25 protein-coding genes and 1 riboswitch are annotated in these 26,157 nt (G+C 64.6%); of the genes, 8 read left to right on the top strand and 17 right to left on the bottom strand.

The annotated features are described in order from the left end of the window. Together AC1DYM_RS19505 and gndA are read right to left on the bottom strand one after the other, a co-directional pair. A partial coding sequence (locus AC1DYM_RS19505) for a secretin N-terminal domain-containing protein (RefSeq protein ID WP_477341151.1) occupies positions 1-1,892 on the bottom strand: 1,892 nt, incomplete at its 3' end. Positions 1,893-2,119: 227 nt separating this feature from the next. After that, entirely contained in the window at positions 2,120-3,532 is a 1,413-nt protein-coding gene (gndA, locus tag AC1DYM_RS19500) for an NADP-dependent phosphogluconate dehydrogenase (protein ID WP_477341149.1), read from the bottom strand. A 212-nt stretch (positions 3,533-3,744) separates the two neighbouring features. Between gndA and AC1DYM_RS19495 the strand changes: the two genes are divergently transcribed. The 4 genes from AC1DYM_RS19495 (at position 3,745) to ykgO (ending at position 6,587) form a co-directional block, all read left to right on the top strand. Further along, positions 3,745-4,464, top strand: coding sequence for a CoA transferase subunit A (locus tag AC1DYM_RS19495; RefSeq protein ID WP_477341147.1), 720 nt, complete (start codon positions 3,745-3,747; stop codon positions 4,462-4,464). 10 nt (positions 4,465-4,474) lie between these two features. Further along, entirely contained in the window at positions 4,475-5,110 is a 636-nt protein-coding gene (locus AC1DYM_RS19490) for a CoA transferase subunit B (RefSeq protein WP_477341145.1), read from the top strand. 348 nt (positions 5,111-5,458) lie between these two features. After that, entirely contained in the window at positions 5,459-6,373 is a 915-nt protein-coding gene (locus tag AC1DYM_RS19485; protein ID WP_477341144.1) for a LysR substrate-binding domain-containing protein, read from the top strand. 88 nt (positions 6,374-6,461) lie between these two features. Continuing rightward, entirely contained in the window at positions 6,462-6,587 is a 126-nt protein-coding gene (gene ykgO / locus AC1DYM_RS19480) for a type B 50S ribosomal protein L36 (RefSeq protein WP_029213509.1), read from the top strand. Between the two features lie 76 nt (positions 6,588-6,663). On the opposite strand, the gene AC1DYM_RS19475 is transcribed toward ykgO, so the two are convergent. The 9 genes from AC1DYM_RS19475 to AC1DYM_RS19435 all read right to left on the bottom strand — a co-directional run bounded on the left by AC1DYM_RS19475 (position 6,664) and on the right by AC1DYM_RS19435 (position 14,464). After that, positions 6,664-8,340, bottom strand: a complete 1,677-nt coding sequence (locus AC1DYM_RS19475; RefSeq protein ID WP_477341142.1) for a GGDEF domain-containing protein — start codon at positions 8,338-8,340, stop codon at positions 6,664-6,666. A 130-nt stretch (positions 8,341-8,470) separates the two neighbouring features. Then, the gene (locus tag AC1DYM_RS19470; RefSeq protein WP_477341140.1) at positions 8,471-8,776 is read right to left on the bottom strand and encodes a hypothetical protein; all 306 of its coding nucleotides are present in this window, start codon (positions 8,774-8,776) and stop codon (positions 8,471-8,473) included. A 116-nt stretch (positions 8,777-8,892) separates the two neighbouring features. After that, entirely contained in the window at positions 8,893-9,702 is an 810-nt protein-coding gene (locus tag AC1DYM_RS19465; protein WP_477341138.1) for an SAM-dependent methyltransferase, read from the bottom strand. 32 nt (positions 9,703-9,734) lie between these two features. After that, positions 9,735-11,369, bottom strand: a complete 1,635-nt coding sequence (locus tag AC1DYM_RS19460; protein WP_477341136.1) for an OFA family MFS transporter — start codon at positions 11,367-11,369, stop codon at positions 9,735-9,737. A 71-nt stretch (positions 11,370-11,440) separates the two neighbouring features. Next, entirely contained in the window at positions 11,441-11,791 is a 351-nt protein-coding gene (locus AC1DYM_RS19455) for a helix-turn-helix domain-containing protein (RefSeq protein ID WP_052767035.1), read from the bottom strand. Then, positions 11,788-12,279, bottom strand: a complete 492-nt coding sequence (locus AC1DYM_RS19450) for an Ohr family peroxiredoxin (RefSeq protein ID WP_477341134.1) — start codon at positions 12,277-12,279, stop codon at positions 11,788-11,790. The genes AC1DYM_RS19455 and AC1DYM_RS19450 overlap by 4 nt, the downstream gene beginning before the upstream one ends. 12 nt (positions 12,280-12,291) lie before the next feature. After that, complete coding sequence (locus tag AC1DYM_RS19445; protein WP_477341132.1) at positions 12,292-13,050, bottom strand: SDR family oxidoreductase; 759 nt, start codon at positions 13,048-13,050, stop codon at positions 12,292-12,294. Positions 13,051-13,187: 137 nt separating this feature from the next. Beyond that, positions 13,188-14,210, bottom strand: a complete 1,023-nt coding sequence (locus AC1DYM_RS19440) for a LysR family transcriptional regulator (RefSeq protein WP_477341130.1) — start codon at positions 14,208-14,210, stop codon at positions 13,188-13,190. Further along, positions 14,207-14,464, bottom strand: a complete 258-nt coding sequence (locus AC1DYM_RS19435; RefSeq protein ID WP_477341128.1) for a sigma factor-like helix-turn-helix DNA-binding protein — start codon at positions 14,462-14,464, stop codon at positions 14,207-14,209. The genes AC1DYM_RS19440 and AC1DYM_RS19435 overlap by 4 nt, the downstream gene beginning before the upstream one ends. A gap of 171 nt (positions 14,465-14,635) precedes the next feature. On the opposite strand from AC1DYM_RS19435, the gene AC1DYM_RS19430 reads away from it, so the two are divergent. From AC1DYM_RS19430 to AC1DYM_RS19420, 3 genes are all read left to right on the top strand, one after another. Further along, positions 14,636-15,109 carry a carboxymuconolactone decarboxylase family protein gene (locus tag AC1DYM_RS19430; RefSeq protein WP_477341126.1) on the top strand — a complete coding sequence of 158 codons (474 nt, stop codon included), beginning with the start codon at positions 14,636-14,638 and terminating at the stop codon, positions 15,107-15,109. Between the two features lie 62 nt (positions 15,110-15,171). Next, positions 15,172-15,609: a cupin domain-containing protein gene (locus AC1DYM_RS19425; RefSeq protein ID WP_477341124.1), complete on the top strand. Its 438-nt coding sequence runs from the start codon at positions 15,172-15,174 to the stop codon at positions 15,607-15,609. A gap of 77 nt (positions 15,610-15,686) precedes the next feature. Then, on the top strand, positions 15,687-16,565 hold the full coding sequence (locus AC1DYM_RS19420) for an RNA polymerase sigma-70 factor (protein ID WP_477341122.1): 879 nt from the start codon (positions 15,687-15,689) through the stop codon (positions 16,563-16,565). A gap of 168 nt (positions 16,566-16,733) precedes the next feature. On the opposite strand, the gene greA is transcribed toward AC1DYM_RS19420, so the two are convergent. Genes greA through carA form a run of 3 tightly spaced genes read right to left on the bottom strand, consistent with a single transcriptional unit; the run spans position 16,734 to position 21,634 of the window. After that, entirely contained in the window at positions 16,734-17,216 is a 483-nt protein-coding gene (greA, locus tag AC1DYM_RS19415) for a transcription elongation factor GreA (RefSeq protein WP_046966309.1), read from the bottom strand. Further along, positions 17,213-20,440 (bottom strand): carbamoyl-phosphate synthase large subunit, encoded by a 3,228-nt coding sequence (gene carB, locus AC1DYM_RS19410; RefSeq protein WP_477341120.1) that lies wholly within the window; start codon positions 20,438-20,440, stop codon positions 17,213-17,215. Before carB ends, greA begins: the two co-directional genes overlap by 4 nt. Before the next feature lie 51 nt (positions 20,441-20,491). Beyond that, complete coding sequence (gene carA, locus AC1DYM_RS19405; protein WP_477341118.1) at positions 20,492-21,634, bottom strand: glutamine-hydrolyzing carbamoyl-phosphate synthase small subunit; 1,143 nt, start codon at positions 21,632-21,634, stop codon at positions 20,492-20,494. 216 nt (positions 21,635-21,850) lie between these two features. Between carA and AC1DYM_RS19400 the strand changes: the two genes are divergently transcribed. Further along, on the top strand, positions 21,851-22,534 hold the full coding sequence (locus tag AC1DYM_RS19400; protein ID WP_477341116.1) for a 2OG-Fe(II) oxygenase family protein: 684 nt from the start codon (positions 21,851-21,853) through the stop codon (positions 22,532-22,534). A gap of 141 nt (positions 22,535-22,675) precedes the next feature. Here AC1DYM_RS19400 and AC1DYM_RS19395 read toward each other — a convergent pair whose 3' ends face one another. The 3 genes from AC1DYM_RS19395 to dnaJ form a co-directional block, all read right to left on the bottom strand. Next, the gene (locus tag AC1DYM_RS19395; protein ID WP_477341114.1) at positions 22,676-23,686 is read right to left on the bottom strand and encodes a sodium:calcium antiporter; all 1,011 of its coding nucleotides are present in this window, start codon (positions 23,684-23,686) and stop codon (positions 22,676-22,678) included. A gap of 36 nt (positions 23,687-23,722) precedes the next feature. Beyond that, positions 23,723-23,898: riboswitch (yybP-ykoY riboswitch) on the bottom strand. 35 nt (positions 23,899-23,933) lie between these two features. Next, positions 23,934-24,728 (bottom strand): 4-hydroxy-tetrahydrodipicolinate reductase, encoded by a 795-nt coding sequence (gene dapB, locus AC1DYM_RS19390; RefSeq protein ID WP_477341112.1) that lies wholly within the window; start codon positions 24,726-24,728, stop codon positions 23,934-23,936. 222 nt (positions 24,729-24,950) lie between these two features. After that, complete coding sequence (gene dnaJ, locus AC1DYM_RS19385) at positions 24,951-26,078, bottom strand: molecular chaperone DnaJ (RefSeq protein WP_046966303.1); 1,128 nt, start codon at positions 26,076-26,078, stop codon at positions 24,951-24,953. Positions 26,079-26,157: the final 79 nt, after the last annotated feature.

Here is a 26,157-nt window from a genome sequence, read left to right as displayed (position 1 = left end):
GTGTCCTTGTATTCCACCTGGCCGATCGTGTTGTCCGTGTTCGCACCGGTGTTGACGAAGGTCTGCGTGATCGGAATCTGGTCGCCGACCTGGATGTGCGCCTTCTGATTGTTCAGCACCACCAGCGACGGCGCGGACAACGTCTTCGTATTGCCACTGGTCTCCATCGCCTTCAGCGCGACGGACAGATTGTTGTTGACGAACGAGTAGAAGAAGCTGTCCGTGGTCGGGTTGTAGACGTTGCCGCCGCTGCCGAGTGCCCACTGCTGCTGGTTGCCCGGCTGGCCCACCGACCCGTTCTTACCGCCGACGAGGCCTTCCAGGTACCACTGCACACCGAACTGGAAATTACCGGTCAAGGCCACTTCGAGGATGCGTGTTTCGATCTGTACCTGCAGCGGCACGGCATCGAGGCGCTTGATCGCCTGCTCGATTTCCGCCCACTGCGCCGGGCGGCAACGGACCATCAGCTGGTTGTTGGAGTCCACCGAGGTGATGCGCACGCCTTCGTCGGTCGTGATGGCACCCGTGTGCGAGCGATGCGAGTTGTCGTCATCGCCAAATCCACTACCGGCGAAGCCGCTCTGCGAGYCGCCGATCGACGAACCACCGCTGCTGCCGAAGCCCGACGACGAAGAGCCGTTGATCCCGTTGCCGCCGGTCGTATTGAGGTAACCGCCAGACGACGAGGACGAGGAGCCACTGCCGAACGTGCCCGAACTGTTGCCAAAGCCGGAGCCGGAACCGTTACGCGAATCGCTGTCGCCACCAAGCGTGCCGGAACTCAGGCCCGGACCGACCTTGCCGCCACGATCGCCCGAGCGACCACCGCTGGAGCCGCCGCCGTAGATGTCGGAGAGATAATCGGCCAGGTCGGACGCCTGCACATTGCGCACGTCGTAGACGTAGAGCTGCGCTTCGTTGCCACCGCCATGGTCGATGCGATCGATCCAACTCCGTACCTCATCCAGATAGGCCGGCTGCGGGCTGATCACCACCAGCGAGTTGGTCCGCTCGATGGGGATGAAGCGCAGTAGCCCCGCCATCGGCGTATTGCCCTTGTCGCCGAACAGCTTGTCGAGCATCGGCGTGAGGTCTTTGACCTCCGCGCGTTGCAGGCTGAACACGCCCACGGACATGCCGCGCAACCAGTCCACGTCGAAGGTGGCCACGGTGCGCTGGTAATTTTCCAGTTCACTCGGCGTGCCGGCCATCACCAGCACGTTGCGGGTGGGGTCGGCGAGCAGCACGGCGTCGGCACGCGCGAACGGCTTGATCAGCTTCTGCATCTCCGTGGCGGAGATGAAGTGCAGCGGAAACAGGCGTGCCTGCAGGCCGCCGGCCGGTGCGTTCGCGCCGATGCTCGGCACGAGGTTGCCGGCGACGGCATCCTTCGCCGGCATCACCACGTAGCGACCGTTGCTGTGGACCAGCGCATTGCCGGTCCACGACAGCAGCGTCTCGAGGATCGGCAGGGCCTGCTCGGCCGTCACCGGCTGCGAGGTCGAGAAGGACACGTTGCCCTGCACGCCCGGCACGATCGAATAGTTTTCATGCAGCAGGTCGCCGAGGATCGCCTTGACGACCGACTCGACCGGCTGGTTCTCGAAATTGAAGGTCACCGTACCCGCGCCTTCGGCCACCGGCGTCGGCTTCGCCAGGCCGACCGCTTTGACGAACTCGCCCGTGCCCGTCGTCACTTCCGGCGGGGCCACGCCCGGCGTGGCCGGGTTGGTACTGGGAAGGATGACCGACCGGGGTGCGGGTTTTTCGGTGCCTGCCATGGCTTCGCGCTGCAACGCCCCGTCGTCGCGCGGCTGAGGCAGGGTCGAGCATCCGGCCAGCGCTATCGCGAGCGCCACGGCGCCGGTCAGCTTACGTCTCTGCGTCAAACAACGTACTCCCTCGTTGGTCGCAAAAGGGCCGCCGCACACGCGGCGACCCTCTCGATTGCGCCAACTCTAAAGGGAGGCTCCCACCTAGCGCTAGTTCTTACGTCTCAAGCCGTGAAGCAAGTCCGCTCATCAGCGATATGGGAGCCGCGTCAGCGGCGATAACCAGGCCGCGATCATCTGGCCCGCTGCCGCGGGATCGCCGATGAATCGGCTCCCACAGGGCTCTACTCAGCCCATTCGGCGTGGAAACTGCCCTTTTCATCCACCCGCTCGAAGGTATGGGCGCCGAAGAAGTCGCGCTGGGCCTGAATGAGGTTGGCGGGGAGCCGCTCGGCCCGATAGCTGTCGTAGTAGGCAATGGCGGCGGAGAAGCCGGGCACCGGCACGCCCACCCGGACCGCCTCGGCGACCACCTCACGCAACGCGCCCTGGTAGTTCTGCACAATGTCGCGGAAGTAGGGGTCGAGAAGCAGGTTCTTGACGTCGCCGTCGTTCTTATAGGCGTCGGTGATTTTCTGCAGGAAGCGGGCCCGGATAATGCAACCGGCGYGGAAAATCTTGGCGATGGCGCCGTAGTCCAGCTTCCAGTCGTTCTCGTCCGAGGCCGCGCGCAGCTGGGCAAAGCCCTGGGCATACGAGATGAGCTTGCTCATGTAGAGGGCGCGACGGACCGACTCCTTGAACGCGGAGCGGTCACCTGAGAACTTCTCGGCCTTCGGACCGGCCAGTTGCTTGCTCGCCGCCATCCGCTCCTCCTTCAGGGAGGACAACCCGCGGGCGAACACCGACTCCGTGATCAGCGTGAGCGGGACGCCGAGATCGAGCGCGCTCTGGCTGGTCCATTTGCCGGTGCCCTTCTGCGCAGCCCGGTCGAGGATCATGTCGACAAGCATCTTGTCGCTCTTGTCGTCTTTCTTGGTAAAGATCTTCGATGTGATCTCGATCAGGAAGCTATCGAGCTCACCCTCGTTCCATTCGCTGTAGACATCGGCCAGCGACTGGTTGTCGAGGCCGAGCACGTGCTTGAGCACGGCGTAGCTCTCGGAGATGAGCTGCATGTCGCCATATTCGATGCCGTTGTGCACCATTTTCACGTAATGACCGGCCCCGCCCGGGCCGATATAGGTGACGCAGGGCTCCCCATCCGGCGCCTTCGCGGCGATCTCGGTGAGGATGGGCGCGACCAGGTCGTACGCGTCGCGCGGACCGCCGGGCATGATCGACGGGCCCTTCAGCGCCCCCTCCTCGCCACCGGACACGCCGGTACCGATGAAGTGCAAGCCGTCCTTCGCCAGTTCCTCGCCACGGCGCACCGTGTCCTTGTAGTACGTATTCCCGCCATCGATGAGGATGTCGCCCTTGTCCAGCAAGGGGCGCAACTGCTCGATCACGGCGTCGGTGCCCTTGCCGGCCTGCACCATCAGCAGGATGCGCCGGGGTTTCTCGAGCGAGTCGACGAACTCTTCGAGCGAGTACGTCGGCACGAGCTGCTTGTCCTTGCTCTCGGACATCACCTCGTCGGTCTTTTCCTTACTTCGGTTGAAGATGGAAACGGCGTGCCCGCGGCTTTCGATATTCCAGGCCAGGTTGCGACCCATGACGGCCATGCCGATCACGCCAATCTTCTGCTTGCTCACGAGAACCTCCAGGTTGGGGAATTGCGGGAGACGGGGCTTTGGAAACCTGTCAATCAAACCGCCATTCGGGCACACGTTCTTGTTCGTATCCGGCTTTGTTGCCCAGCAACATGCACCAGCGTGAACCTTCGACGTACCACGGAACGTGATGGCGCTCGGCTATGATGGCGGGCGAACCGGCGGCGGGACCGCCCGGATGGACTCGACAACGCATGAACCAGGTGAAGTCGCATTCGCGCGACAAACGCGTCGCCAGCGCCCGTGAGGCCCTGGCCGGCCTCGTGGCCAACGGACAGATCATCGCCGTGGGCGGCTTCGGCCTCTGCGGTATTCCCGAGCTGCTGATCGAAGCCCTGCGCGATTCCGGGGTCAAGGGCTTGACCGCCGTGTCCAACAACGCCGGCATCGACGGCGTCGGTCTCGGCCTGCTGCTGGAGACCCGTCAGATCCGCAAGATGGTTTCCTCCTACGTCGGCGAGAACAAGGAGTTCGAGCGCCAGTTCCTGGCCGGCGAACTCGAGGTCGAGTTCACCCCGCAGGGCACCCTGGCCGAGAAGCTGCGCGCCGGTGGCGCTGGCATCCCCGCCTTCTTCACCCGCACCGGTTACGGCACCCAGGTGGCCGAGGGCAAGGAAACCCGCGAGTTCGACGGCAACATGTACGTGATGGAGCGCTCCATCGTCGCTGACGTCGCCCTGGTCAAGGCCTGGAAGGCCGACCCTTCCGGCAACCTCGTCTACCGCAAGACCGCGCGCAACTTCAATCCGATGGCGGCGACGGCGGGCAAGGTCTGCATCGCCGAAGTCGAGATCATGGTCGAAGTGGGCGAGCTGGATCCGGACCAGGTCCATACGCCGGGCATCTACGTCGATCGCATCGTGCACAATCCCGCGCCGTCCAAGCGCATCGAACAGCGCACCGTGCGCGCCTGAGGAGAACACCATGGCCTGGACTCGTGAACAGATGGCGCAGCGCGCCGCGCTGGAACTCTCCGACGGCGACTACGTGAACCTGGGCATCGGCTTGCCGACCCTGGTCGCCAACCACCTGCCCGACGGCGTGGACGTGTGGCTGCAGTCCGAAAACGGCCTGCTCGGCATCGGCCCGTTCCCGACCGAAGAGGAAGTGGACGCCGACCTGATCAACGCCGGCAAGCAGACCGTCACCGCGCGGCCGGGCGCGTCGTACTTCTCCAGCGCGGATTCCTTCGCGATGATCCGCGGCGGCCACGTGGACATTTCCATCCTCGGCGCCATGCAGGTCACCGCCGAGGGCGACATCGCCAACTGGATGGTGCCCGGCAAGATGGTCAAGGGCATGGGCGGCGCGATGGACCTCGTCGCCGGCGTGAAGCGTGTCGTCGTGGTGATGGAACACACCGCCAAAGACGGCACGCCGAAGATCCTCACCGAATGCAGCCTGCCCCTCACGGGCAAGGCCGTGGTCGACCGCATCATCACCGACCTGGCGGTGTTCGACGTGACGCCCGGCGGCCTCGAACTCATCGAACTGGCCCCCGGCGTCGACGAAGGTCACGTACGCGCCAGCACCGAGTGCGCCTTCACCGCGAAGCTGTAACCGGTAGGAGCCGATTTATCGGCGAAAGGGTGCTCGCGGCAACGCAGCACCCTCGCCCGCTGGACTGCAGCACCCGGGCCCGCTGCCGCGGGATCGCCGATGAATCGGCTCCTACAACGGCGAGTGGCCAGCATTCTGGGTCGCAGAAATAAAGTCGCCCCGCAGAGGACGCCTCGGTATGGGCCTCGGGGGGGGAGGTAGGCCAGATACCGGTGTTTAGCGTCGATGCGGGGCGAGGGACCTACCGACCCAGGGGGAGGGTTGATTGGTAGGTCGAGACGGATAATAGATTTCCTAGGAAATTCTCGCCAATATATCTTTCACGACTCACTTAGACGAAAATCGACTATGTTCGATCTGCGCCAGCTGCGCTACTTCGTGGAAGTGGCGGAAACCCTCAGCTTCACCCAAGCCGCCCAGCGCCTGCATATTTCGCAGCCTCCGCTGTCGCAGCAGATCCTCGCCCTCGAGGCGGATCTCGGTGTGCGCCTGTTCGACCGCAACCGTCGCCGTGTCGCCCTGACCGAGCCGGGCCGGCTGTTCCTCAGCGAGGCCAAGGCCATCCTGGCGCGCGCGGAAAGCGCACGAACCGTGGTGACCGAGGCGGCCGCCGGGTTCACCGGCCAGCTGAGGCTGGCCTATGCCGTCTCCGTATCATTTCACCGCGCGCTGCCGGAAACCTTGCTGCGCTTCACACAAGCGGCACCCGGCGTCAGCCTGCACCTGGGCGAGATGCTGACCGGCGCCCAGTACGACGCCATCCTCAGCGGACAGATCGACGTCGGCCTGCTCCGGGCCCACCCCGAGGGCGTGGCCAATGCCCGTCAGCTCAATGTCGAGGTGATCGACCACGAACCCCTGGTCATCGCCCTGCCCACCGGCCACCGTTTCGCCAGACGCGAATCCCTGCGCATGGAGGAACTGGCCCACGAGCGTTTCGTGGCCCCACCCCGGGCCCACGCAGCGACCCTGATCGACCGCCTGATGCTGCTGGCGAACAAGGCCAAGTTCCGCCCCAATGTGCGCCAGGAAGCCCAGCAGATCCCTTCCCTGCTGCCCCTGGTCGCCGCAGGCCTGGGCCTGGCACTGGTTCCGGGATCGTTGCAGTCGGTGCATCTGGACGGCGTCGCCTTCGTGCCGGTGGACGATCCGGAAGCCTTTCTCTTGCTCGCGGTGGCCAGTCGCGTGGACAATACCTCCCCCGTGCTGGAAAGCTTCCTGCGCACGGTGCGCGAGGCACGTACCGCGCTTGGCCTTGCCTGAAAGGTCAATCTTTCCCTGCGCTTGCGTAACAGCGACCGGATCGCTACAATTCCGTTTTTCCTTGTCCTTAAAGTTTCAGGAGCTAGCCGTGAAGGTGCTTTCCTCTTTGAAGTCCGCGAAGTCGCGTCACCGTGACTGCAAAGTCGTTCGCCGTCGCGGCAAAGTGTTCGTGATCTGCAAGAGCAACCCCCGTTTCAAGGCTCGTCAGCGCTAATAGCTAGCTGCGACGGGTAAAAAGAAAGGCCGCGAAAGCGGCCTTTTTTTATGCGTCACGCCAATGTAGGGGCTGATCAGCCGCGCGCCTCGGTCAGGTATGGCGAGTCCGGGATATCGCCCGTATCACCCATGAAGACGCAATTGCGCCCTGCCCGCTTCGCACGATAAAGCGCCGCATCCGCCACCACGAGCAGGCGATGCAGTTCGAAACCACACTGCAGCGTGGACGAGACGCCGAAGCTCGCGGTGACCGCCAGTTCGGGACGCGCCTGCGTAGCGGCAGTCGCCGAGATCGACAATCGCAGCTGCTCCGCACGCGCACGCGCCTGGGCGGGACTGCAATCGGGCAACAGGATCGCGAATTCTTCGCCACCGAGCCGACCGAAAACATCGCAGGCATGCAGGGCGCGGTGACAAACGTCGACGGCACGCTTGAGCACTTCGTCGCCCACGGCGTGGCCATAGCTATCGTTGACGTTCTTGAAGTGATCCAGGTCGAACAGGATCAGGCACAGCCCGCGATCGGAACGCGCACCGTAGGCAAGCACGCGATCGGCCTGCTCGACGAAGTGTTCGCGATTGCAGATGCCCGTCAGACCATCACGACGCGCCAGCTTCATGAAACGCATCTGCGAGCGGCGCAGCCAGAGAACCAGCCAGACGATAGCCGCAAGACTGGCAGCGAGAATGATGATGTAAAGACGACTGGTCTCGACGTCCTTGCGATCGAGCGCACCACTCAGGCGCAGGATTTCGTTCTGCTTGTTGAGCGACTGGACTTCGGCCTTCTTGGCGGCCACCTGTTGGTCGACCACCTGGAACGCCAGTCCGCGGGCTCCGACATCGGTCAGATACGCCTTGTCCGCCGCCATGTACTGCTCATGGTAGGCGAGCGCTGCCGCGGCATTCCCGGCCTGCTTCTCCACGCGATAGAGCACTTCGTAGGCCTCGATAAGGGCCTCGGTGTACTCGCCCTTCACCGAATTCGCGATCGCCGAATTGGCGTAACGGCGTGCTTCGGCCATCTTGCCCAAGCGGAAATAAGCCAACGCAAGCGTACCGTCCGTTTCCGATGAAAGCGTGGCGTAATTGAGTTGACGCATCGCGTCGCCATACTCGGTCAGCAAAGCGACCGCATCTTCCGGCCGCCCCTGCGCGAGGAAGATCCAGGCCATGTCGCCGCGCATGATCTGCCCGAATAACTTGTCGCCGCTAGCCATGCAGACATCGATCGCGCGAGCGAACAAGGGATCGAGCGCGCCGATCTTCTTGGCGTCGCGCTGTGCACGCAACAGGTGCTCCGCGCCCTTGCAGATGGTCTCCCCCGGCGGCGGCTCGTCGATCATCAACCTGGCGTAGGCCTCGGCCTGATCGTATTGTCCCGCGGCACTGAGCAGCTGCGATGCCTCACCCAAGCCCTGGAAGCGCGCATTCGCGTCCCTGATGGACGGCATCATGTCCTGCAGCTGACTGAGGCGAACGAAGGCCAGCTGGTAACGATGCCCTTCGCCCAGGAGATTCACCAGCGTGGCAAGGGCACGGAACCGCAGCAGGTTGTTCGGTGCGTTGTCTGCAACGTCATCGAGAATGGCTCGGCCACCCTCGAAATTGCCAAGGTAGACCGCGCGCCACCCAAGCAGGAAACGAAGCTTCCAGCGCGAGCTGTCGGCGAGCGAGGCATCGTTGGCATCCAGCTTCGACAGCATCTCGCTGAAACGCGGGAAGTCCTTCAGCTTGATGGTATCGGCCAAGTCGATAGCCTCGGCCGCGGCAGTCGCTCCGTCCTGGGGCGAAGCTGCTGCGCCGGCCACGAGACCACTGGCGACAAGGAGACCGATCGCCAATACCCATCGCAGTTGGCGGCATGCCCGCCTCATCGAATCAGAGACGCGTGTGCGACTCAGAAGACAGAGAAAGCTTATCTTCGCCTTCCTCATCCTCTTCGTCGTCCTGACGATCGTCTTCTTCTTCGCGGTCCTCATCCGGACCGTCCGGCATCAGTGCGGCGAAAAACACGCCCTGCCCGAGGAGCAAACGAAGGCCACCGGCGTTGCCGGCATGGATCTCAGCGCTCAGTTCCGGTGAGATGCCGGCGGCTTCCAGCTCGGCGGACATCTGCTCGGCCGATGCGTGACGCAAGGCGGCATCCTGTCCGACACGGGCCAGAAACTCTACAACGTTCCCCATACCTCATCCCCTGAGCACCGGGCTTGCCGGCTTTGACGGCGTCTCCTCCCCACGAGGTCGCTCGCGCGGCGATGATACCGCCAGACAGCCCGCTCGTGTAAAGCCAGCCAAAGGGCTTATGCCGCCTCGGATCGCATCAGCGATTCCAGGCGGCTGCGGATGTCGGCGTCGGGGACCATCGCCTGCGCCGGAGCCAGCGCCACGGTGTCCGATGTGGTGACAGGTGTCGCCGGAAGATCGGCCAGGCGAATGCGCCGGATGGACGGTGCCTCGATCGGCAGGGTCGGCACGCTGTAGATAATGACCGGATGGTCCAGCGGGTAGTGCCGGGCGAGCACGTCGACGAGGACCTGGCGATACGGCTCACCCGTGCTGCGTTTGCCCAGGGAGAGGTCGCCTACATGACCGACCTGCCAGAGGAACAACCAGGCCGACGGATCGACATTCCGCTTGTGCAACAGGAACTGCGTCGCCTCGAAGTGCTGGCAACCGAGCAGCCCGGGGTCGATGCCGAGATCCGCGTAGAGGCAGTCCTCGGAGGAGACGCCGGGCTCCATGCGTGCGTCGTAGCCTTCGGCGCGCGCGATCTCGATGGAGCGATGCGGTGCCAGCGCGAAGATGCCCGGATGGCCGTAAAAAACGCCGCAGACACGCTTGCCGGCACGCACCTCGGTGAGGATCGCCTCGACCATTTGCTCGTACGTCCGACGACGTGATTTGCCCTCGGCGTAGTAGGGCTGGAGGCTGCGCACGTCGGCATGCATTTCGCGCAGCCACATTTCAACCAGCGCGTCGGACACCCCGGCGAATACGACGTCCGCGCGTTCAATTTCGCTTTTCGAAATAGGCGTGAGGTGCGAGCCGAGCGTCATGCCGACGCCCACACACACCAGACTCCCCTTCGACACTCCTGGCGTATGTTCCATTGAACGCTCGTCCCGATTCACCCCGAGGCCCGTTATAACAGAGCCGCCGCCTTCTGCAAGGCGATCCACACCCCGATCAGGAACGGGATACCCACTGCGAGCCAGGCCAGCACGCCAACCACGCCGAAGGGCCCCCTTGCCGCGGCAGCGACGCTTGCGTCCGTGGCCTGGACCTCGTGCTGCAGCGCGCGCTCGCGCTTCAGCTCCTCCTCGGTCATGTGGTGCTTCGGGTCGACCGGGCGGACCAGCAGGTTGCAGATCAGGCCGATCAGCAGCAAGCCGGCGAGGATGTACAGAGTACGGTCGTAGACGAGGTTCTTGGCCACGCCAGCGCCCAGCTGCGCCTCACGGATGCCGGCAATCAGGACCGGGCCGATCACGCCAGCCACCGACCAGGCGGTGAGCAGACGACCGTGAATCGCACCGACCATCTGCGTGCCGAACATGTCCGCCAGATAGGCCGGCACCGTGGCGAACCCACCGCCGTACATCGACAGGATCACGCAGACTGTGATCACGAAGAGCGCCGCCGCGCCGAGGTGGCSGAGCGTCGGCAGCAGGCAATACAGGATGATGCCGAGGACGAAGAAGATGATGTAAGTGACTTTGCGACCGAGGTAATCCGACGCCGAGGCCCAGGCCAGGCGACCCGCCGAATTGAACAGGCTGATCAGGCCGACCAGGCCTGCCGCCGCCGCGGCGATCGCGGTCTTCTGGGCAGCGGTGAGTGCCGTCCCCGGGTCGACGCCCAGCAAGCCGGCGCCGAACACGTCCTGCAACATCGGGCTGGCCATCGACAACACGCCGATACCCGCGGTCACATTCATGCACAGCACGCCCCAGATCAACCAGAACTGCGGGGTCTTCCAGGCCTGGTTCAGATGCACATGGCCGTGGCTGATCATCGTCCGCTTGTTGGTCGCACCGGCGACCGCCGGCTGGTAACCCGCGGGCTTCCAGCCATTGGGTGTGACGCGAAAGCCGAACGCACCCAGCGACATCGCCACGAAGTAGATCACGCCCATGACGATGAGCGTGGTCGATACGCCGGCAATCTCGCCGTTCTTGAACACGTCCATGAGCTTCACCGCGATCGGTGCACCGATCATCGCGCCGCCGCCGTAACCCATGATGGCGAAGCCCGTGGCCAGGCCACGGCGGTCGGGAAACCATTTGATCAGGGTCGACACGGGCGTGATGTAGCCCAGCCCCTGCCCCACACCACCCAATAATCCGCAGCCGAGGTAAACCAGCCAAAGCTGGTGGATCGAGACACCGATCCCGCCCAGCACCAGGCCGCCACCCCAGCAGCTGGCGGCGATGAAGCCCGCCTTGCGAGGACCGGCGTGTTCCAGCCAGCCGCCCCACAGCGCCGCGGCCAGGCCGAGCATCGCAATGAAGGTTTCGAAGATGTGGTTGACCGAGGGCACGGTCCAGTTACAGGTGGTGGTCGTGAGCTGGTCGAGGAAACCCTGGCTCGCGCAGACCGCGGCATCCGCGCCCGGGACCAGCTTGGTCATCGGGATCCAGAACACCGAGAAGCCGTAGGCCATGCCGATGCACAGGTGGATGGCGAGGGCGGCGGGTGGTACTAGCCAGCGATTGAACCCCGGTCCCGCAATCGTACGTTCCCGTGCCAGCAAGCCGGCCGTCTCGTTCCCTGCCATGCGTTTTATCCCCTGCCGATGAGTGGTACTACCCGGATCGCATCTTAGGCAGGTTTTCGGCTGGCGCCACCCTACGTTGGTCTTAGTCGTTCCCGGCGGCGCCATTCGCCGGGCGGCGAATCGAAGGCGCGGCGAAAGCGGCGGGTGAAGTGGGCCTGGTCGGCCAGTCCGCAGCGAACCGCGATGTCACTGAGGGCGTCGTCGGTGGCAAGCATCAGCTCGCACGCCAGTTCGAGGCGACGCATCAGGACATAGGCGTGCGGCGTGCTGCCGAAGGTCGCCTTGAACGTGCGGAAGAAGTACGACTCGCTGTAACCGATCGAGGATGCCAGTTCGGCGATGGCGAGACGGCGTCCGATGTGCGTGTCGATGAAATGTTGCAGGCGCTCGCGCGCCCAGGGGGGAAGACGACTTTCGTTCATAGCTCTAGGGAAACGATACATTCGATGCCCTGGCGGGCCATCTTTGCGTAGRGACAGATGCGTTCGGTGTTGCGCACCAGTGCCTCGGCGACTGCGCGGTCGACACCGGGGAGCGCGATGCGAACACCGGCAACAAGGGTGAACAAGCCATCCATGGGATCGCGGCCGAAGGTCACCGATGCCGTGACCTGCGCGTCGGTCATCGACACACCCGCACGCGCCGCAAGCAGGCTAAGTGCACCGTGGAAGCATGCGGCGAACCCCGCGGCAAACAGCTCCTCGGGATTCGTGCCGCCACCGGGGCCGCCCAACTCGGCAGGCATGCGCAGCTGCAGATCGAGCGTGCCGTCCGCGGATCGGGCGATGCCCGACGCACGGCCGTGCGCCGCCTCCCCGCCCGTCACATGCACCGTGGCGGTGTACAACGGTGCGAAATCGGCCCCGGTGTAGCGATCGAGAAAGGACGCGGGAGGACGTGTCGGCTTCATCAGAGGATGCGGTCAGGCCGTGGCGACATCGGATTGTTTGAACCAGGTGACGAAGTCGATCTTGCCGAGCTTGGCGCCCGGACCGGGAACCAGCGAGTCGGTTTCCAGCACGGTGCCGAAATACAACGCCTTCGGATCGGGAATCGTCTGGCGCGGATCCTTGATCGCGGTGAGGAAGCGCTGCACGAGATCGGCCATGCGAATCTTGTCCGGACCACCGATTTCGATGATGCCGTTGACCGGCGCAGCAAGCGTCGCAGCGGTCATGGCGTCGGCGACATCTTCCGACGCGATCGGCTGCATGTTGCCGGTGGACAGGTGCACGGACTCGCCCTTGGCGCTGGCCTGGACGATACCGTTGAGGAACTCGAAGAACTGTGTCGATCGCACGATCGTGTAGGGCACGCCGGATTCACGAATCAGCGTTTCCTGTACGACCTTCGCRCGCAGATAACCGCTGTCCGGCAGACGATCGGTACCGACCACCGAGAGCGCGACATGGTGCTTGACGCCCGCTTTCACTTCCGCCGCCGCGATGTTGCGGCCCGTGGTCTCGAAGAAATCGAGCACGTCCTTGTCCGCGAACGACGGGGAGTTGGAAAGGTCCAGAACGGTGTCGACGCCGGCGACCGCCGCATCCAGCCCTTCGCCGGTCATGGTGTTGACGCCCGACGAGGGCGAGGCCGAGATCGCTTCGTGACCGAGTGCGCGCAGGCGGGTGACGACCTTGCTACCGATGAGGCCTGAGCCGCCGATGACGAGAATTTTCATGAGGTGTCTCCTGGTCGAACAAGGGGGCGCCGCGGTCCGGAAAGGATCGGGCGGGAGTGGGGAAACAGTAGGCTCGCGGCTAGGCGGCCGGTAGAACCTTGAGCAGGACTACGGTGTTGCCCGTGAGGCACCAATCGTCAGATGGCGCCGGCGAGCAGGTTGCCGAGCACCGCCGCGATCGAAAGACTGCTCACGCATTGCAGGTCCAGCGCACGTACCCGGGCAATCATGTAATCGATGAAGACGCGAATGCGCGTCGGCAACTGTTGCCGGCTGAGGTAACAGATGTAGTGCCCCCGGTCGTCCGGCGCGTATTGCGGAAGGCACGACAGCAGACGCCCGGTCCGAAGGTGTTCGCATACCTGGTAGCCGGCGAGCTGGACCACGCCACGGCCGTCTAGCGCAGCCTCCAGCAGGAGGTCGGTGTCGTTGAAGGTGAGCATGGCCTTCGGCATCACCTTCTGCAGGCGGCCGTCGACCTTAAACTCCCACTCGTGGATACGACCCGACGCCAGCCGGAAGTTGAGGCATTGGTGGTCAGCCAGTTCGGCCGTGCTAGTCGGCAAGCCGTGGACGGCCACGTAGGCAGGTGAGGCGCAGACGACCATCTGCATCGGGATGAGCTGCCGCGCGATCACCTGGCTATCTTCCAGGCGCCCGTTACGGAACGACACGTCGATCTGGTCCGTCGTGAAATCGGCGGTGTGATCGTCGAGCAGGAGGTCCACCGCGATCTCCGGATAGAGGTCACGAAAACCGTTGAGCAGGGGCGCCACCACCTTGCGACCGAAACCGACCGCCGAGCTGATACGCAGCTGGCCACGGGGCGGTCCCTCGCGGAGGTCCTGCATGTCGGCCAGCGCCCGCGTGATGCGTTCGACGCCGGGCTTGCAGTTCTCGAAGAAGATTTCGCCTTCGCGCGTCAACGCATTGCTGCGCGTGGTGCGGATGAACAGCCGTGCACCCACCTGCCCCTCCAGCTTCTGCACGCTGCGGCTAACCGCCGATCGACCAATGCCGAGACGGTCCGCCGCCCTGGCAAAGCTGCCTTCGTTCACGACAGCGATGAAGGCGATAACACCGGCGTAACTAGCGGAAAAACTCGAGGCCAGCGCGTCGACCGGTTCGGCAGCGGCGGTTTCAGGGTGGTTGATAGTCATAGTGCTCCTCCGCGTGCTTTCTTCTCGTGGCGGACAGCATGGATCTGCTCGCGCGCTCGCTCGACAAGCTCCCGGCAATGGGCAGCGTCGCTGCGCAACAGCGCTGCCACGTCATCCACGCGCATGTCGAATACCTGGCTGAGCAGGAAGGCGACACGTGCTTCCGTAGGCAAGTCATCCAGCAAGGCCAACAGTCCGGGCCACACCACGTCGAATGAGTCGTTTCGTTCGTCCATATCCAACAGACGCGGCAAGCAGGGTCGTTGTGACAAGCGCAACGATTTTTTTTAGGGGCCGATGCATCGGCTCCTACATTGGTGCCCGCGACGCAACACCGTGGTCCCGTATCCGGATCTACCGGCACCGATCGGGCGCGCCTAACCTTCGCCTCGCACTCCCTTCCCCAACGCTAACGAGGCAATGACATGCGCGTCGACTATCAGAAGCAGTCCCCGGATCTGTTCAAGAAGTTCCTCGAGTTCACGATGACCCTCAATCACTCGTCGATTGAAGATTCCATCCGCGATCTCGTCCAGCTGCGCGTCTCGCAGATCAACGGCTGCGCTTTCTGCGTGGACATGCACGTCAAGCACGCGACGATCCATGGCGAGCGTGCATTGCGCCTGCATCACGTCGCCATCTGGCGCGAGTCGAACCTGTTCACGCCGCGCGAACGCGCCTGCCTGGCCTGGGCGGAAGTGCTGACGCAGATTCCCGCGCACGGCGTTGCCGATGAGCTCTACGAGCGTGTCCGCACGCAGCTGTCCGAGAAGGAAATCTCCGATCTGACGTTCTCCGTCATGGCCATCAACGCCTGGAACCGCGTCAACGTCGCCTTCCACGTCGAGCCGGGCATTTCCGACAAGGCGTATGGCCTGGAAAAAGCCAACCTCTCCTGAGTCCCGCTTTCCCGGGCGAGACGTACACCGCCTCGCCCTCCCTGCCCCGCGAGGAACCTCCGATGAAACGCCTCACCATGCTCGCCCTGCTTTGGGCATTGATTTCCGGCAACGCTATCGCTCACGACGCGACGGCCCATGACGCGACGGCCCATGGCGATGCCAGTGCGCCGCACGCCACGGTCGCCGAAAACATGACCAAGGCCCTGCCCGACTTCCCCGGCAAGGAGATCCTCACCATCACCGTCGACTACCCGCCTGGCGCCGTCGATCCCGTGCACCGCCACGACGCGCACGCCATCGTCTATGTGCTCGAGGGATCGATCATCATGGGTGTGAAAGGCCAGAAGGAACAGGTGCTCAAGCCGGGCGACACCTTCTACGAGGGCCCGAACGACATCCACACAGTGGGTCGCAACGCCAGCAAGACCAAGCCGGCGAAGTTCGTGGTGTTCCTGCTGAAGAACCAGAACGCGCCGGTGCTTACGCCCGTCAATTAAGACAGGTTCGCCAATTCGGCGCCGTTCCACTGACGTACCCTTGTCACACAGACCAGGGGAGCTACGTCTTAGTGTCCATGAACGACGCAACTGCCACCTTCACCGCGCTCCGCCCGCGCCTGCACGGCATTGCCTATCGGATGCTCGGCTCGGTTTCCGAGTCCGAGGATGTCGTGCAGGACGTCTGGATCACCTGGAATGACGCCAACCAGGCCGCGATCGACAATGCCGAGGCCTGGCTGGTCACCACGACCACCCGGCGTGCGATCGACCGCCTGCGGGCGGCCAAGGCGCGCCGGGAGCACTACACGGGCATCTGGCTGCCCGAGCCGGTCCTGACCGAGGAGGCCGCCTCTCCCGAATCCCTGCAGGAGCTCTCCAGCGACGTGTCGGTCGCCTTTCTTCTCCTGCTCGAACGCCTCACCCCGGAAGCGCGCGCCGCCTTCCTCCTGCGTGAGGTGCTCGATGCCGACTATCCGGAGATCGCGCAGACCCTGGGCAAGACGGAGGCGGCCTGCCGCCAGCTCGTCCACCGCGCCAAGGACCAGATTCGCGACGAACGCCCCCGCCAGTCGGTCACGCCGGACGCCCACCGGCGGCTCATGCATCGCTTCGCCAGCGCGCTGTCCGCCGGCGATTTCTCCGCCATCCGCTCGATGCTGGCCACCGACGCCGTACTGATGGGCGACGGCGGCGGCAAGGTCACCAGCTTCCCGAAGCCGATGCTCGGCGGTCAGCGCATCGCCCAGCTCTTCTATGCGGCGAACCTGCGCTACAAATACGGCCTGCGCCTGCAGATCGCCACGATCAACGGCGAAACGTCGTTGCTGCGCTACCTCAACGGCGCCCTCGAATCCGTGCAGACCTACGTCATCGACGGCGACCACATCACGCAGATCCACGTCCAGCGCAACCCCGACAAGCTCGAGCGCATCCTGCAAGCCATCGCCCGGTAGGAGCCGATTCATCGGCGATACTCCCTGTGGGAGCCGCTTCAGCGGCGATTGGGTGCTCGCGATAACCTGGCCCGCTGCCGCGGGATCGCCGATGAATCGGCTCCTACCAAAGACAGCAAAAAAAACGCCCCGTGAGGGGCGTTTTTCTCGTCGCTTTGCGGCGACCGATCAGACGTAGCGAACCTTTTCGATCGAATACGTTTTCACGCCGTTCGGGGCGGTGAAGTCGAACTCGTCGCCTTCGCTCTTGCCGATGAGCGCACGAGCGATCGGCGAGGAGACGGCGATCAGGCCCTTCTTGATGTCGGCCTCGACGTCGCCGACGATCTGGTAGGTCACCGCGGTGTCGGTGTCCACGTCGATCAGGTCGACGATGGCGCCGAACACGATGCGGCCACTGGCGACGTTCAGGCGCTCGGTGTCGATGATCTCCGAGTTCGACAGCGCGGCTTCCAGCTCCGCGATGCGACCTTCGTTGAAGCCGTGTTCCTCGCGGGCGGCGTGGTATTCGGCGTTCTCTTTCAGGTCACCATGCGCACGCGCCTCGGCGACCGCGGCGATGATCGCCTGGCGCTTCGGGCCCTTCATGTGTTCCAGCTCCCCACGCAGGCGATCGGCGCCCTTCTGGGTCATCGGAGGACGGCTGCTCATACATTCAGCTCCTTGTGCAGGTCCTGCAGGCTGTTCACTTCACCGTTGGCGTGGAAGTCGAGCGAATGCACCAGGGCACGCGCGCCTGCGACCGTCGTGGAATACGTGACGCGCTGCTGCAGCGCTTCACGGCGGATCGAGAACGAATCGGAGATGGCCTGCTTGCCTTCCGTCGTGTTGACGATATAGACCACTTCGCCGTTCTTGATCAGGTCGACGATGTGCGGACGGCCTTCGAGCACCTTGTTGATGCGCTCGCACGGCACACCGTTGTCCTGCAGGAACTTCGCCGTGCCCGAGGTCGCAACCACGACGTAGCCACGATCGGCGACGTCCTTCGCGATCGGCAGCAGGCGATCCTTGTCGGCATCGCGCACCGACATGAACACCTTGCCCTTGGGCGGCGCCTTGATACCCGCGGCTTCGTGGCCACGTGCGAAGGCGGCACCGAAGGTGCGGCCCACGCCCATCACTTCGCCGGTGGACTTCATCTCGGGGCCGAGAATCGGGTCGACGTTCTGGAACTTCAGGAACGGGAAGATCGCTTCCTTGACCGAGTAGTACGACGGGATGATCTCCTTCGTCGTGCCCTGCTCGACCAGCGTGCGTCCGGCCATGGCGCGCGCGGCGATCTTCGCCAGCGACATGCCCGTGGCCTTGCAGACGAAGGGCACCGTACGCGAGGCGCGCGGGTTCACTTCGAGGATGAAGACGTCGTCGCCCTGGATGGCGAACTGCGTGTTCATCAGGCCGATGACCTTCAGCTCACGCGCCAGCAGGGTGACCTGGCGGCGCATTTCGTCCTGCACTTCCTGCGAGAGCGAGTACGGGGGCAGCGAGCACGACGAATCGCCCGAGTGCACGCCGGCCTCTTCGATGTGCTCCATGATGCCGCCAACCAGGACGTTGCCGTCCGCATCGGCGACGATGTCCACGTCCACTTCCACCGCGTGGTCGAGGAAGCGGTCGAGCAGCACCGGGGAATCATTGGAGACCTGCACGGCATCGCGGATGTAGCGCGAGAGGTCGGCGTCGGCGTAGACGATTTCCATGGCGCGGCCACCGAGCACGTAGCTCGGACGCACGACCAGCGGGTAGCCGATCTCGCGGGCCAGGGCCAGCGCTTCGTCCGCGTTGCGCGCGGTGCGGTTTGGCGGCTGCTTGAGGTCGAGCTTGGTAATCAGGTGCTGGAAGCGCTCACGGTCTTCAGCCAGGTCGATCGACTCGGCGTTGGTGCCGATCACCGGCACGCCGGCGGCTTCGAGCGCACGCGCCAGCTTCAGCGGGGTCTGGCCGCCGTACTGCACGATGACGCCCTTCGGCTTCTCCAGATCGACGATCTCGAGCACGTCTTCGAGCGTCAGCGGCTCGAAGTACAGGCGGTCGGAGGTGTCGTAGTCCGTCGAGACGGTTTCCGGGTTGCAGTTGACCATGATGGTTTCGAAACCATCCTCGCGCAGGGCGAGCGCCGCGTGCACGCAGCAGTAGTCGAACTCGATGCCCTGGCCGATCCGGTTCGGGCCACCGCCGAGGACGATGATCTTGTCGCGGTTGGTCGGGTTCGCTTCGCACTCTTCCTCGTACGTGGAATACATGTACGCGGTGGTGGTGGCGAATTCGGCGGCGCAGGAATCGACGCGCTTGTACACCGGACGGACGCCGAGCGTGCGGCGCAGGTGACGCAGCGCGCCTTCATCGGTGCCGACCAGCTCGGCCATGCGCGCGTCCGAGAAGCCCATGCGCTTGAGCTCACGCATGCGCTCGGCGTTCAGGGCGGTGAGACCCTGGCGCTGCATTTCGCCTTCGGTCATCACGATGTCTTCGAACGCGGCGAGGAACCACGGATCGATACGCGTGAGGTCGTGCACTTCTTCCAGCGAGAGGCCGGCACGGAAGGCGTCGGCGACGTGGAAGACGCGATCCGGACGCGGCTCGCGCAGTTCGCGCTTGAGCGTCAGGAAGCCTTCCTCGCTACCGATGTCCAGGCCGGTCGGGTTGAGGCCGGTCTTGCCGATTTCCAGGCCGCGCAGGGCTTTCTGTAGCGACTCGTGGAAGGTGCGGCCCATCGCCATCACCTCGCCCACCGACTTCATCTGGGTGGTCAGGCGGGCGTCGGCGGCCGGGAACTTCTCGAAGGCGAAGCGCGGGATCTTGGTGACGACGTAGTCGATGGACGGCTCGAACGACGCCGGCGTGAGGCCACCGGTGATGTCGTTGCGCAGTTCGTCCAGCGTGTAGCCGACGGCGAGCTTGGCGGCGACCTTGGCGATCGGGAAGCCGGTGGCCTTGGAGGCCAGCGCCGACGAACGCGACACGCGCGGGTTCATTTCGATGACGACCACACGGCCGTCTTCAGCATTGATGCCGAACTGCACGTTGGAGCCGCCGGTATCGACACCGATCTTGCGCAGCACCGCGATGGACGCGTTACGCAGGCGCTGGTATTCCTTGTCGGTCAGCGTCTGCGCCGGCGCGACGGTGATCGAATCGCCGGTGTGCACGCCCATCGGATCGAAGTTCTCGATCGAGCAGACGATGATGCAGTTGTCCGCCTTGTCGCGGACCACTTCCATCTCGAATTCCTTCCAGCCCAGCACCGACTCCTCGACCAGCACTTCGTGCACGGGCGAGAGCTCGAGGCCGCGGCCGACGATCTCGATGAACTCTTCCTTGTTGTAAGCGATGCCGCCACCGGAACCGCCGAGCGTGAAGCTGGGACGGATGATGGTCGGGAAGCCGACGGTGGTCTGGATTTCCAGCGCCTGCTCCATCGATCGCGCCACTTCCGCCTTCGGGCAGTCCAGGCCGATGTCGGCCATGGCGTGGCGGAACAGGTTGCGGTCTTCGGCCATGCGGATGGCTTCGCGCGACGCGCCGATCAGCTCGACGTTGTACTTCTCGAGCACGCCGTTGTCGGCGAGGTCGAGCGCGCAGTTGAGGCCGGTCTGGCCGCCCATCGTCGGCAGCACCGCGTCCGGGCGCTCCTTGGCGATGATGCGCTCGACCGTCTGCCAGTTGATCGGCTCGATGTAGACGGCGTGCGCCGTCTCCGGGTCGGTCATGATCGTCGCCGGGTTGGAATTGACCAGGACGACGCGGTAACCCTCTTCCTTCAGCGCCTTGCAGGCCTGGGCGCCGGAGTAGTCGAACTCGCAGGCCTGGCCGATGACGATCGGGCCGGCACCGATGACGAGGATGGTCTTGATGTCTGTGCGCTTGGGCATGGTTTCTCTCGCGAATCGAAGCGGATGGTTGAGTGGGTGGCTAGCGGCGCGTCAGGACGCGCGCTTGGCCTTGTGCTCTTCCATCGAGGCGATGAACGTGTCGAACAGGTAACCGACGTCTTCGGGACCCGGGCTGGCTTCCGGATGGCCCTGGAAGCAGAACGCCGGGCGATCGGTCAGTGCGAAGCCCTGCAGGGAGCCGTCGAACAACGAGGTGTGCGTCACGCGCACGTTGGCCGGAAGCGTTTCCGCGTCCACCGCGAAGCCGTGGTTCTGCGAGCTGATCAGCACGCGGCCGGTGTCGAGATCCTTCACCGGGTGGTTCGCGCCGTGATGACCGAACTTCATCTTCAGCGTCTTCGCGCCGATCGCCAGGGCGAGGATCTGGTGGCCCAGGCAGATGCCGAACAGCGGGATCTTCGTTTCGAGGATCTGCTTCGTGGCTTCGATCGCGTAGTCGCAGGCGGCCGGATCGCCCGGGCCGTTGGCCAGGAAGATGCCGTCCGGATTCATGGCGAGCACTTCAGAAGCCGGCGTCTGTGCCGGGACCACGGTGATGTCGACGCCGCGGTGGGCGAGCAGGCGCAGGATGTTCTGCTTCACGCCGTAGTCGTAGGCCACCACGCGGAATTTCTTCGGCGCGTTGAAGAAGGCCTGCTTGTCGAGGTCGTAGGTGCCCTCGTTCCACTGGTAGGTCTTGGTGGTGCTGACCACCTTGGCCAGGTCCATGCCGTTGAGGCCCGGGAAGGACTTCGCCTTGGCGACCGCGGCGTCGACGTCGATGGCGTCACCGGCGACGATGCAGCCGTTCAGCGCGCCCTTCTCGCGAAGGATGCGCGTGAGGCGGCGCGTGTCGATACCGGCGATGGCGACCACGTTGTGGCGCTCGAGGTACYGCGGCAGCGGCTCGGTGCTGCGCCAGTTGCTGGCAAGCCGGGGCACGTCGCGGACGATCAGGCCCGCCGCATGAACGCGGTCAGCCTCGACGTCGACGTCGTTGGTACCGGTGTTGCCGATATGGGGGTACGTCAGGGTGACGATCTGGCGGGAGTAGGACGGGTCGGTCAGGATTTCCTGATAACCGGTCATGGCGGTGTTGAACACCACCTCGCCAATCGTTTCGCCTCGTGCACCGACCGCGTGGCCGTGAAAAATGCTGCCGTCTTCAAGAGCAAGCAGAGCAGGAGTACGCATGATGGGCCGCCTTTCAGGTGCAGCAAAGCCCGCAAGCCTGCTAGAAGCGGCTCGTGGGCCTTGGGGATAAGGGATCGCTGGGCGGGTATGAATGATAGGCGTGAAGGGGCTTCTTGTCCATCGGAAAACCATGAACAGCCGTGTAGGAAAAATCACTGGCGCCCGGGCATGACACGATACAATACCGCCCGAGGTACCTAGCCGAGATTCGCCCGCATGCTGCTCGACCCCGCCCGTCTGGAGCGTCCCGACACCGACATCCGGCATGAACCGTTTTCGTTCATGATCGCCCACGGCCAGTTACCGGACGAATCGCGCAACGATCTGGAACGCGACTTCCCCCAGTACACCAGCGCGGGATTCTTCCCCTACGACGCCAGCGACTGCGGCCCGTCGGTGAACGAGCTGGTCGAACAGATGACCTCACGGGCGTTTTCCTCGGCTATCGGGCGCCATTTGGGCATCCCTGGCCTGGCGGACTACCCCACCCTGGTCACCCTGTGCCGGCTGCTCAACCGCCGCCACGGCACCATCCACACCGACAGCAAGTCGAAGATCGCCACCGCGCTGATCTACCTCAACCCGATGTGGCCCGACACCAGCGACGGCTGCCTGCGCTTCCTGGCCTCGATCGACGACATCGACAACACGGTAGCGCCGGAGCTCAAGCCGCTCTACGGCGAGTTCGCCGTGTTCCGCCGCGCCGAGAACTCCTTCCACGGCCACCTGCCCTACGAGGGTGAGCGCCGGGTCATCCAGGTCGCCTGGCTGACCTCCGAGGAAGAAAAGGCCCGCAAGACCAAGCGGGGCAAGTTCTCCCGGGTGTTCAAGAAGATCTTCGGCAAGCTCGACCGCCAGCACGGCGCCGGCCGCGACCGCAGCGCCAGCCACCGCGACTGACAGGCTAACCGCCACCCTCGCCCTCGCTCGGGTAGGAGCCGATTCATCGGCGAACGGGTGCTTGCCGCAACCTGGCCCGCTGCCGCGGGATCGCCGATAAATCGGCTCCTACCGGGCAGTGGGCAGTGGGCGGTGACGGTATCAGTGGGCGCCGAACCACCACCCGACGAACACCGCGAACACCCCATACAGCCCGCCGATCGGCATCAGCCAGCGCGCCTCGACCGATCCCCGCCGGAACATCGCCCACAGCGCCACGACGGCGACCATGGTGACGCCGCCGGCCACGATCAGCGGCGTATCGAACAGCCACGGGGTGCCAAACAGCGCCAGCGAACTCGGAATCGTCGCCTGGATCATCATGGCGCCCGAGATGTTCGCCAAGGCCAGCCGCTCCTTGCCCTGCCGCACCCAGATCAGCGCATTGACCGTCTCCGGCAGCTCGGTGGCGACCGGGCTCAGGACCAGGGCGACGATGTGCGGTGATAGATGGAAGAAGTCGCCGAACGCCTCGAGCTGCCAGACAAAGGTGCGCGAGGCGATGGCGATGACGACCAGCGCCAGGCCGGTCTGCAGCATCACCCAGTTCATCGAGGGATTAGCGTCGTGCGGGCGGAAAGTGAGCGGTTCGAGCTCGTCTTCCCCCTCGGGCGCGCTGGTGTCGTCGCGCATTTCGCGCCAGACGTAGGCCACGTAAGCCAGCAGGAAAAGCACACCCAGCCAGGGTTTCCACGCGAAGGCGACGAGGCCGAGGCCCACCTTCACCACGAAGATCGCGAGGAACCAGGACTGGTCGCGGGCCAGCCGCTTGTTGTCCACACGGACCCGCAAGTCCGGTCTTTTCAAACGCTTGCGACCCGCATATAAAGCGAAACCGACCACCGCATAGGCGATCGTGGCGAGCACCAGCGGACCACCGAGGGCCGCACCGACACCGATGTCCCGCGCTGCCGGGGTCTTCCCGAACATCACGGCGACGAAGGTCACGGCGCTTTCCGGCAGCGCCGTGCCGAAGGCGGCAAGCACCGTACCGGTAGCCGTGGCGCCGAGATTGAGCTTGCGCCCGAACCATTCGACGCCGTTGACGAAGTATTCGCAGGCGAAATAGATAGCCCCGGCCGAAACCAGGAACAAAAAGCATGTCAGCAGCATGTTTCATCTAAGGCCGGGCGAGCGAGGTATACCGATGGCACAGCCACATCGCTCGCCCGGCCCGGGTAAGCATGTCGCTGGCCAAAGGTCTCGCCGGGCGGGCAGCGCACTCTCCGGGCGCTGTGCCGTTCGCGCCATGGGGCACGAGGCCACCAAGTATGTTGACGCGAACTCCTCGGGGCAGAGGATGGCTACTCCCCAATGACTTCGGCGCGGATCTTAACACGCGTTCGAGGATCTCGCAGGGTCACATCTTGCTGGCGATGACGTCTTCGATGGACCAGGTACCGGGGGCGCGGCCGGCGATCCAGTTGGCGGCCTCGAGGGCGCCGCGGGCGAAGATCGAACGATCGGTCGCCCGGTGGGCCAGTTCGATGCGCTCGCCCTGCCCCATCAGCAAGGCCTGGTGCTCGCCGACGATGTCGCCACCACGCACCACGGCGAAGCCGATCGTGCCGGTCTTGCGCGCACCGGGGCGGCCTTCACGGGCATACACCGCCAGCTCCTCGAGCGTGGCGCCCCGACCTTCGGCGGCCGCGTGGCCAAGCGCCAGCGCCGTACCGGACGGTGCGTCTTCCTTGCGGCCGTGATGCGCTTCGACGATGTCGAGGTCCCAGCCTGGCAGCGCGGCAGCGGCTTCGCGCAGCAGACGCGTGAGCACGGCGACGCCGAGGCTGAAGTTGGCGGCGCGCAACACGGCGATGCGCTCGGCGGCCTTGGTCAGGCGATCTTCCAACGCGGGCTCGAGGCCGGTCGTGCCGGTGACGAGTGAGGCGCCTGACGCTTCGCAATAGTCGAGCGCGGCACCGAGGCCGTCCGGGCCACTGAAGTCGATGACGACATCGATATCGCCGGCGTCGGTCCAGTCGGTGAAGCGCAGCGCGGAGACATCGCCGAACGCGGCCTTGCCCAGACGCGGCGATCCGGAGGAAACGATCGCCCGTACGAGTTCGAAGCGTTCGTCCTCACGCACGAGGCCGAGCAGCGCGGTGCCCATGCGGCCGGAGGCGCCGCTGATGGCGAGACGGGCGGGACGGGTCATGGGGCTGCCTTCTGCACGCGAGGGGAAGGCGAATCGTAGCAGGCGCCCAAAAAGAAAACGGCCCCTACAACGCAGCGGTTGTAGGAGCCGATTCATCGGCGAAAGCAAGTCGCGAGAACGTCTGAACGGTTCGCTGCGCAGGGATCGCCGATAAATCGGCTCCTACCGAGCAGGTGGTCGCGATGTTCAGCCGTGGTCGCGATGGGCAGTCTGTGTCGCTGTTTACGAAGTCACGCGCGACCAGAAGTCTTTGACGCCGTCGATGAACGTCGTCGAGCGCGGTGTGTGCTTGGCGGCGCCTTCACCGACGAACGTGGCCTCGAGCTGCGTGAGCAGTTCGCGCTGTTCCTTGGTCAGGCGCACCGGCGTTTCGACGACCACCGTGCAGATGAGGTCGCCGGTGCCGCCACCGCGAACCGACTTCACACCACGGCCGCGCATGCGGAACTGGTGGCCCGTCTGCGTCTCGGGCGGCACGTTGACCGGGATCTCGCCTTCAAGCGTAGGCACCATGAGCTCGGTACCGAGCGCGGCCTGGGCGAACCGGATCGGCACTTCGCAGTAGAGGTCGCTGCCGTCGCGCTGGAAGATGGCGTGCTCGCGCACACGGACTTCCACGTACAGATCGCCCGACGGCGAACCGGCAGGACCGGCCTCGCCCTGCCCCGTGAGGCGGATGCGATCGCCGTTGTCCACGCCCGCGGGAATCCGCACCGACAGCGTGCGCTCTTCCTCGAGGCGGCCTTCGCCATGGCATTTCTTGCAGGGCTTGTCGATCTTCTGGCCGGAGCCATGGCAGGTCGGGCAGGCCTGCTGGATGGAGAAGATGCCGTTCTGCATGCGCACGCGGCCGTGACCGGCGCAGGTGCTGCACTTGGACACCTTGCCGTCTTCCGAACCGGAGCCGTTGCAGTGGTGGCAATTGACCTGGGTCGGTACTTCGATCTTCTTCTCGACGCCGAACACGGCTTCCTCGAGATCCAGATCCATCATGTAGCGCAGGTCGGCGCCACGACGGGCGCGCTGGCGCCCGCCACCGCCGCCGAAAATGTCACCAAAGATGTCGCCGAAGATATCGCCGACGTCGCCGAAACCGGCGCCACCGCCACGACCGAACCCACCGCCCTCGAAGGCGGCGTGTCCGTGCTGGTCGTACATCGCGCGCTTCTGCGCGTCGGCCAGCACTTCGTAAGCCTCTTTGGCTTCCTTGAATTTGTCGATCGCTTCCGGGTCGTCCGGATTGCGGTCAGGGTGATACTTCATCGCAACGCGACGAAACGTCTTCTTGAGGTCACCCTCGGTCACGGTGCGTTCCACACCGAGAATTTCGTAGTAGTCGCGCTTGGCCATTACACGTGTGCTTTCCCTGGACTATCGATACCGCGCTGCGGGCATGAAGCCCGCAGCGCGTCGTTACTTACCGAAGAAG

It is taken from the genome of Luteibacter sp. P1_D3 (genome assembly GCF_056406135.1).
The sequence above is the reverse complement of the archived record's forward strand: the minus strand, read 5'-3'. Positions and strand labels throughout refer to the sequence as shown.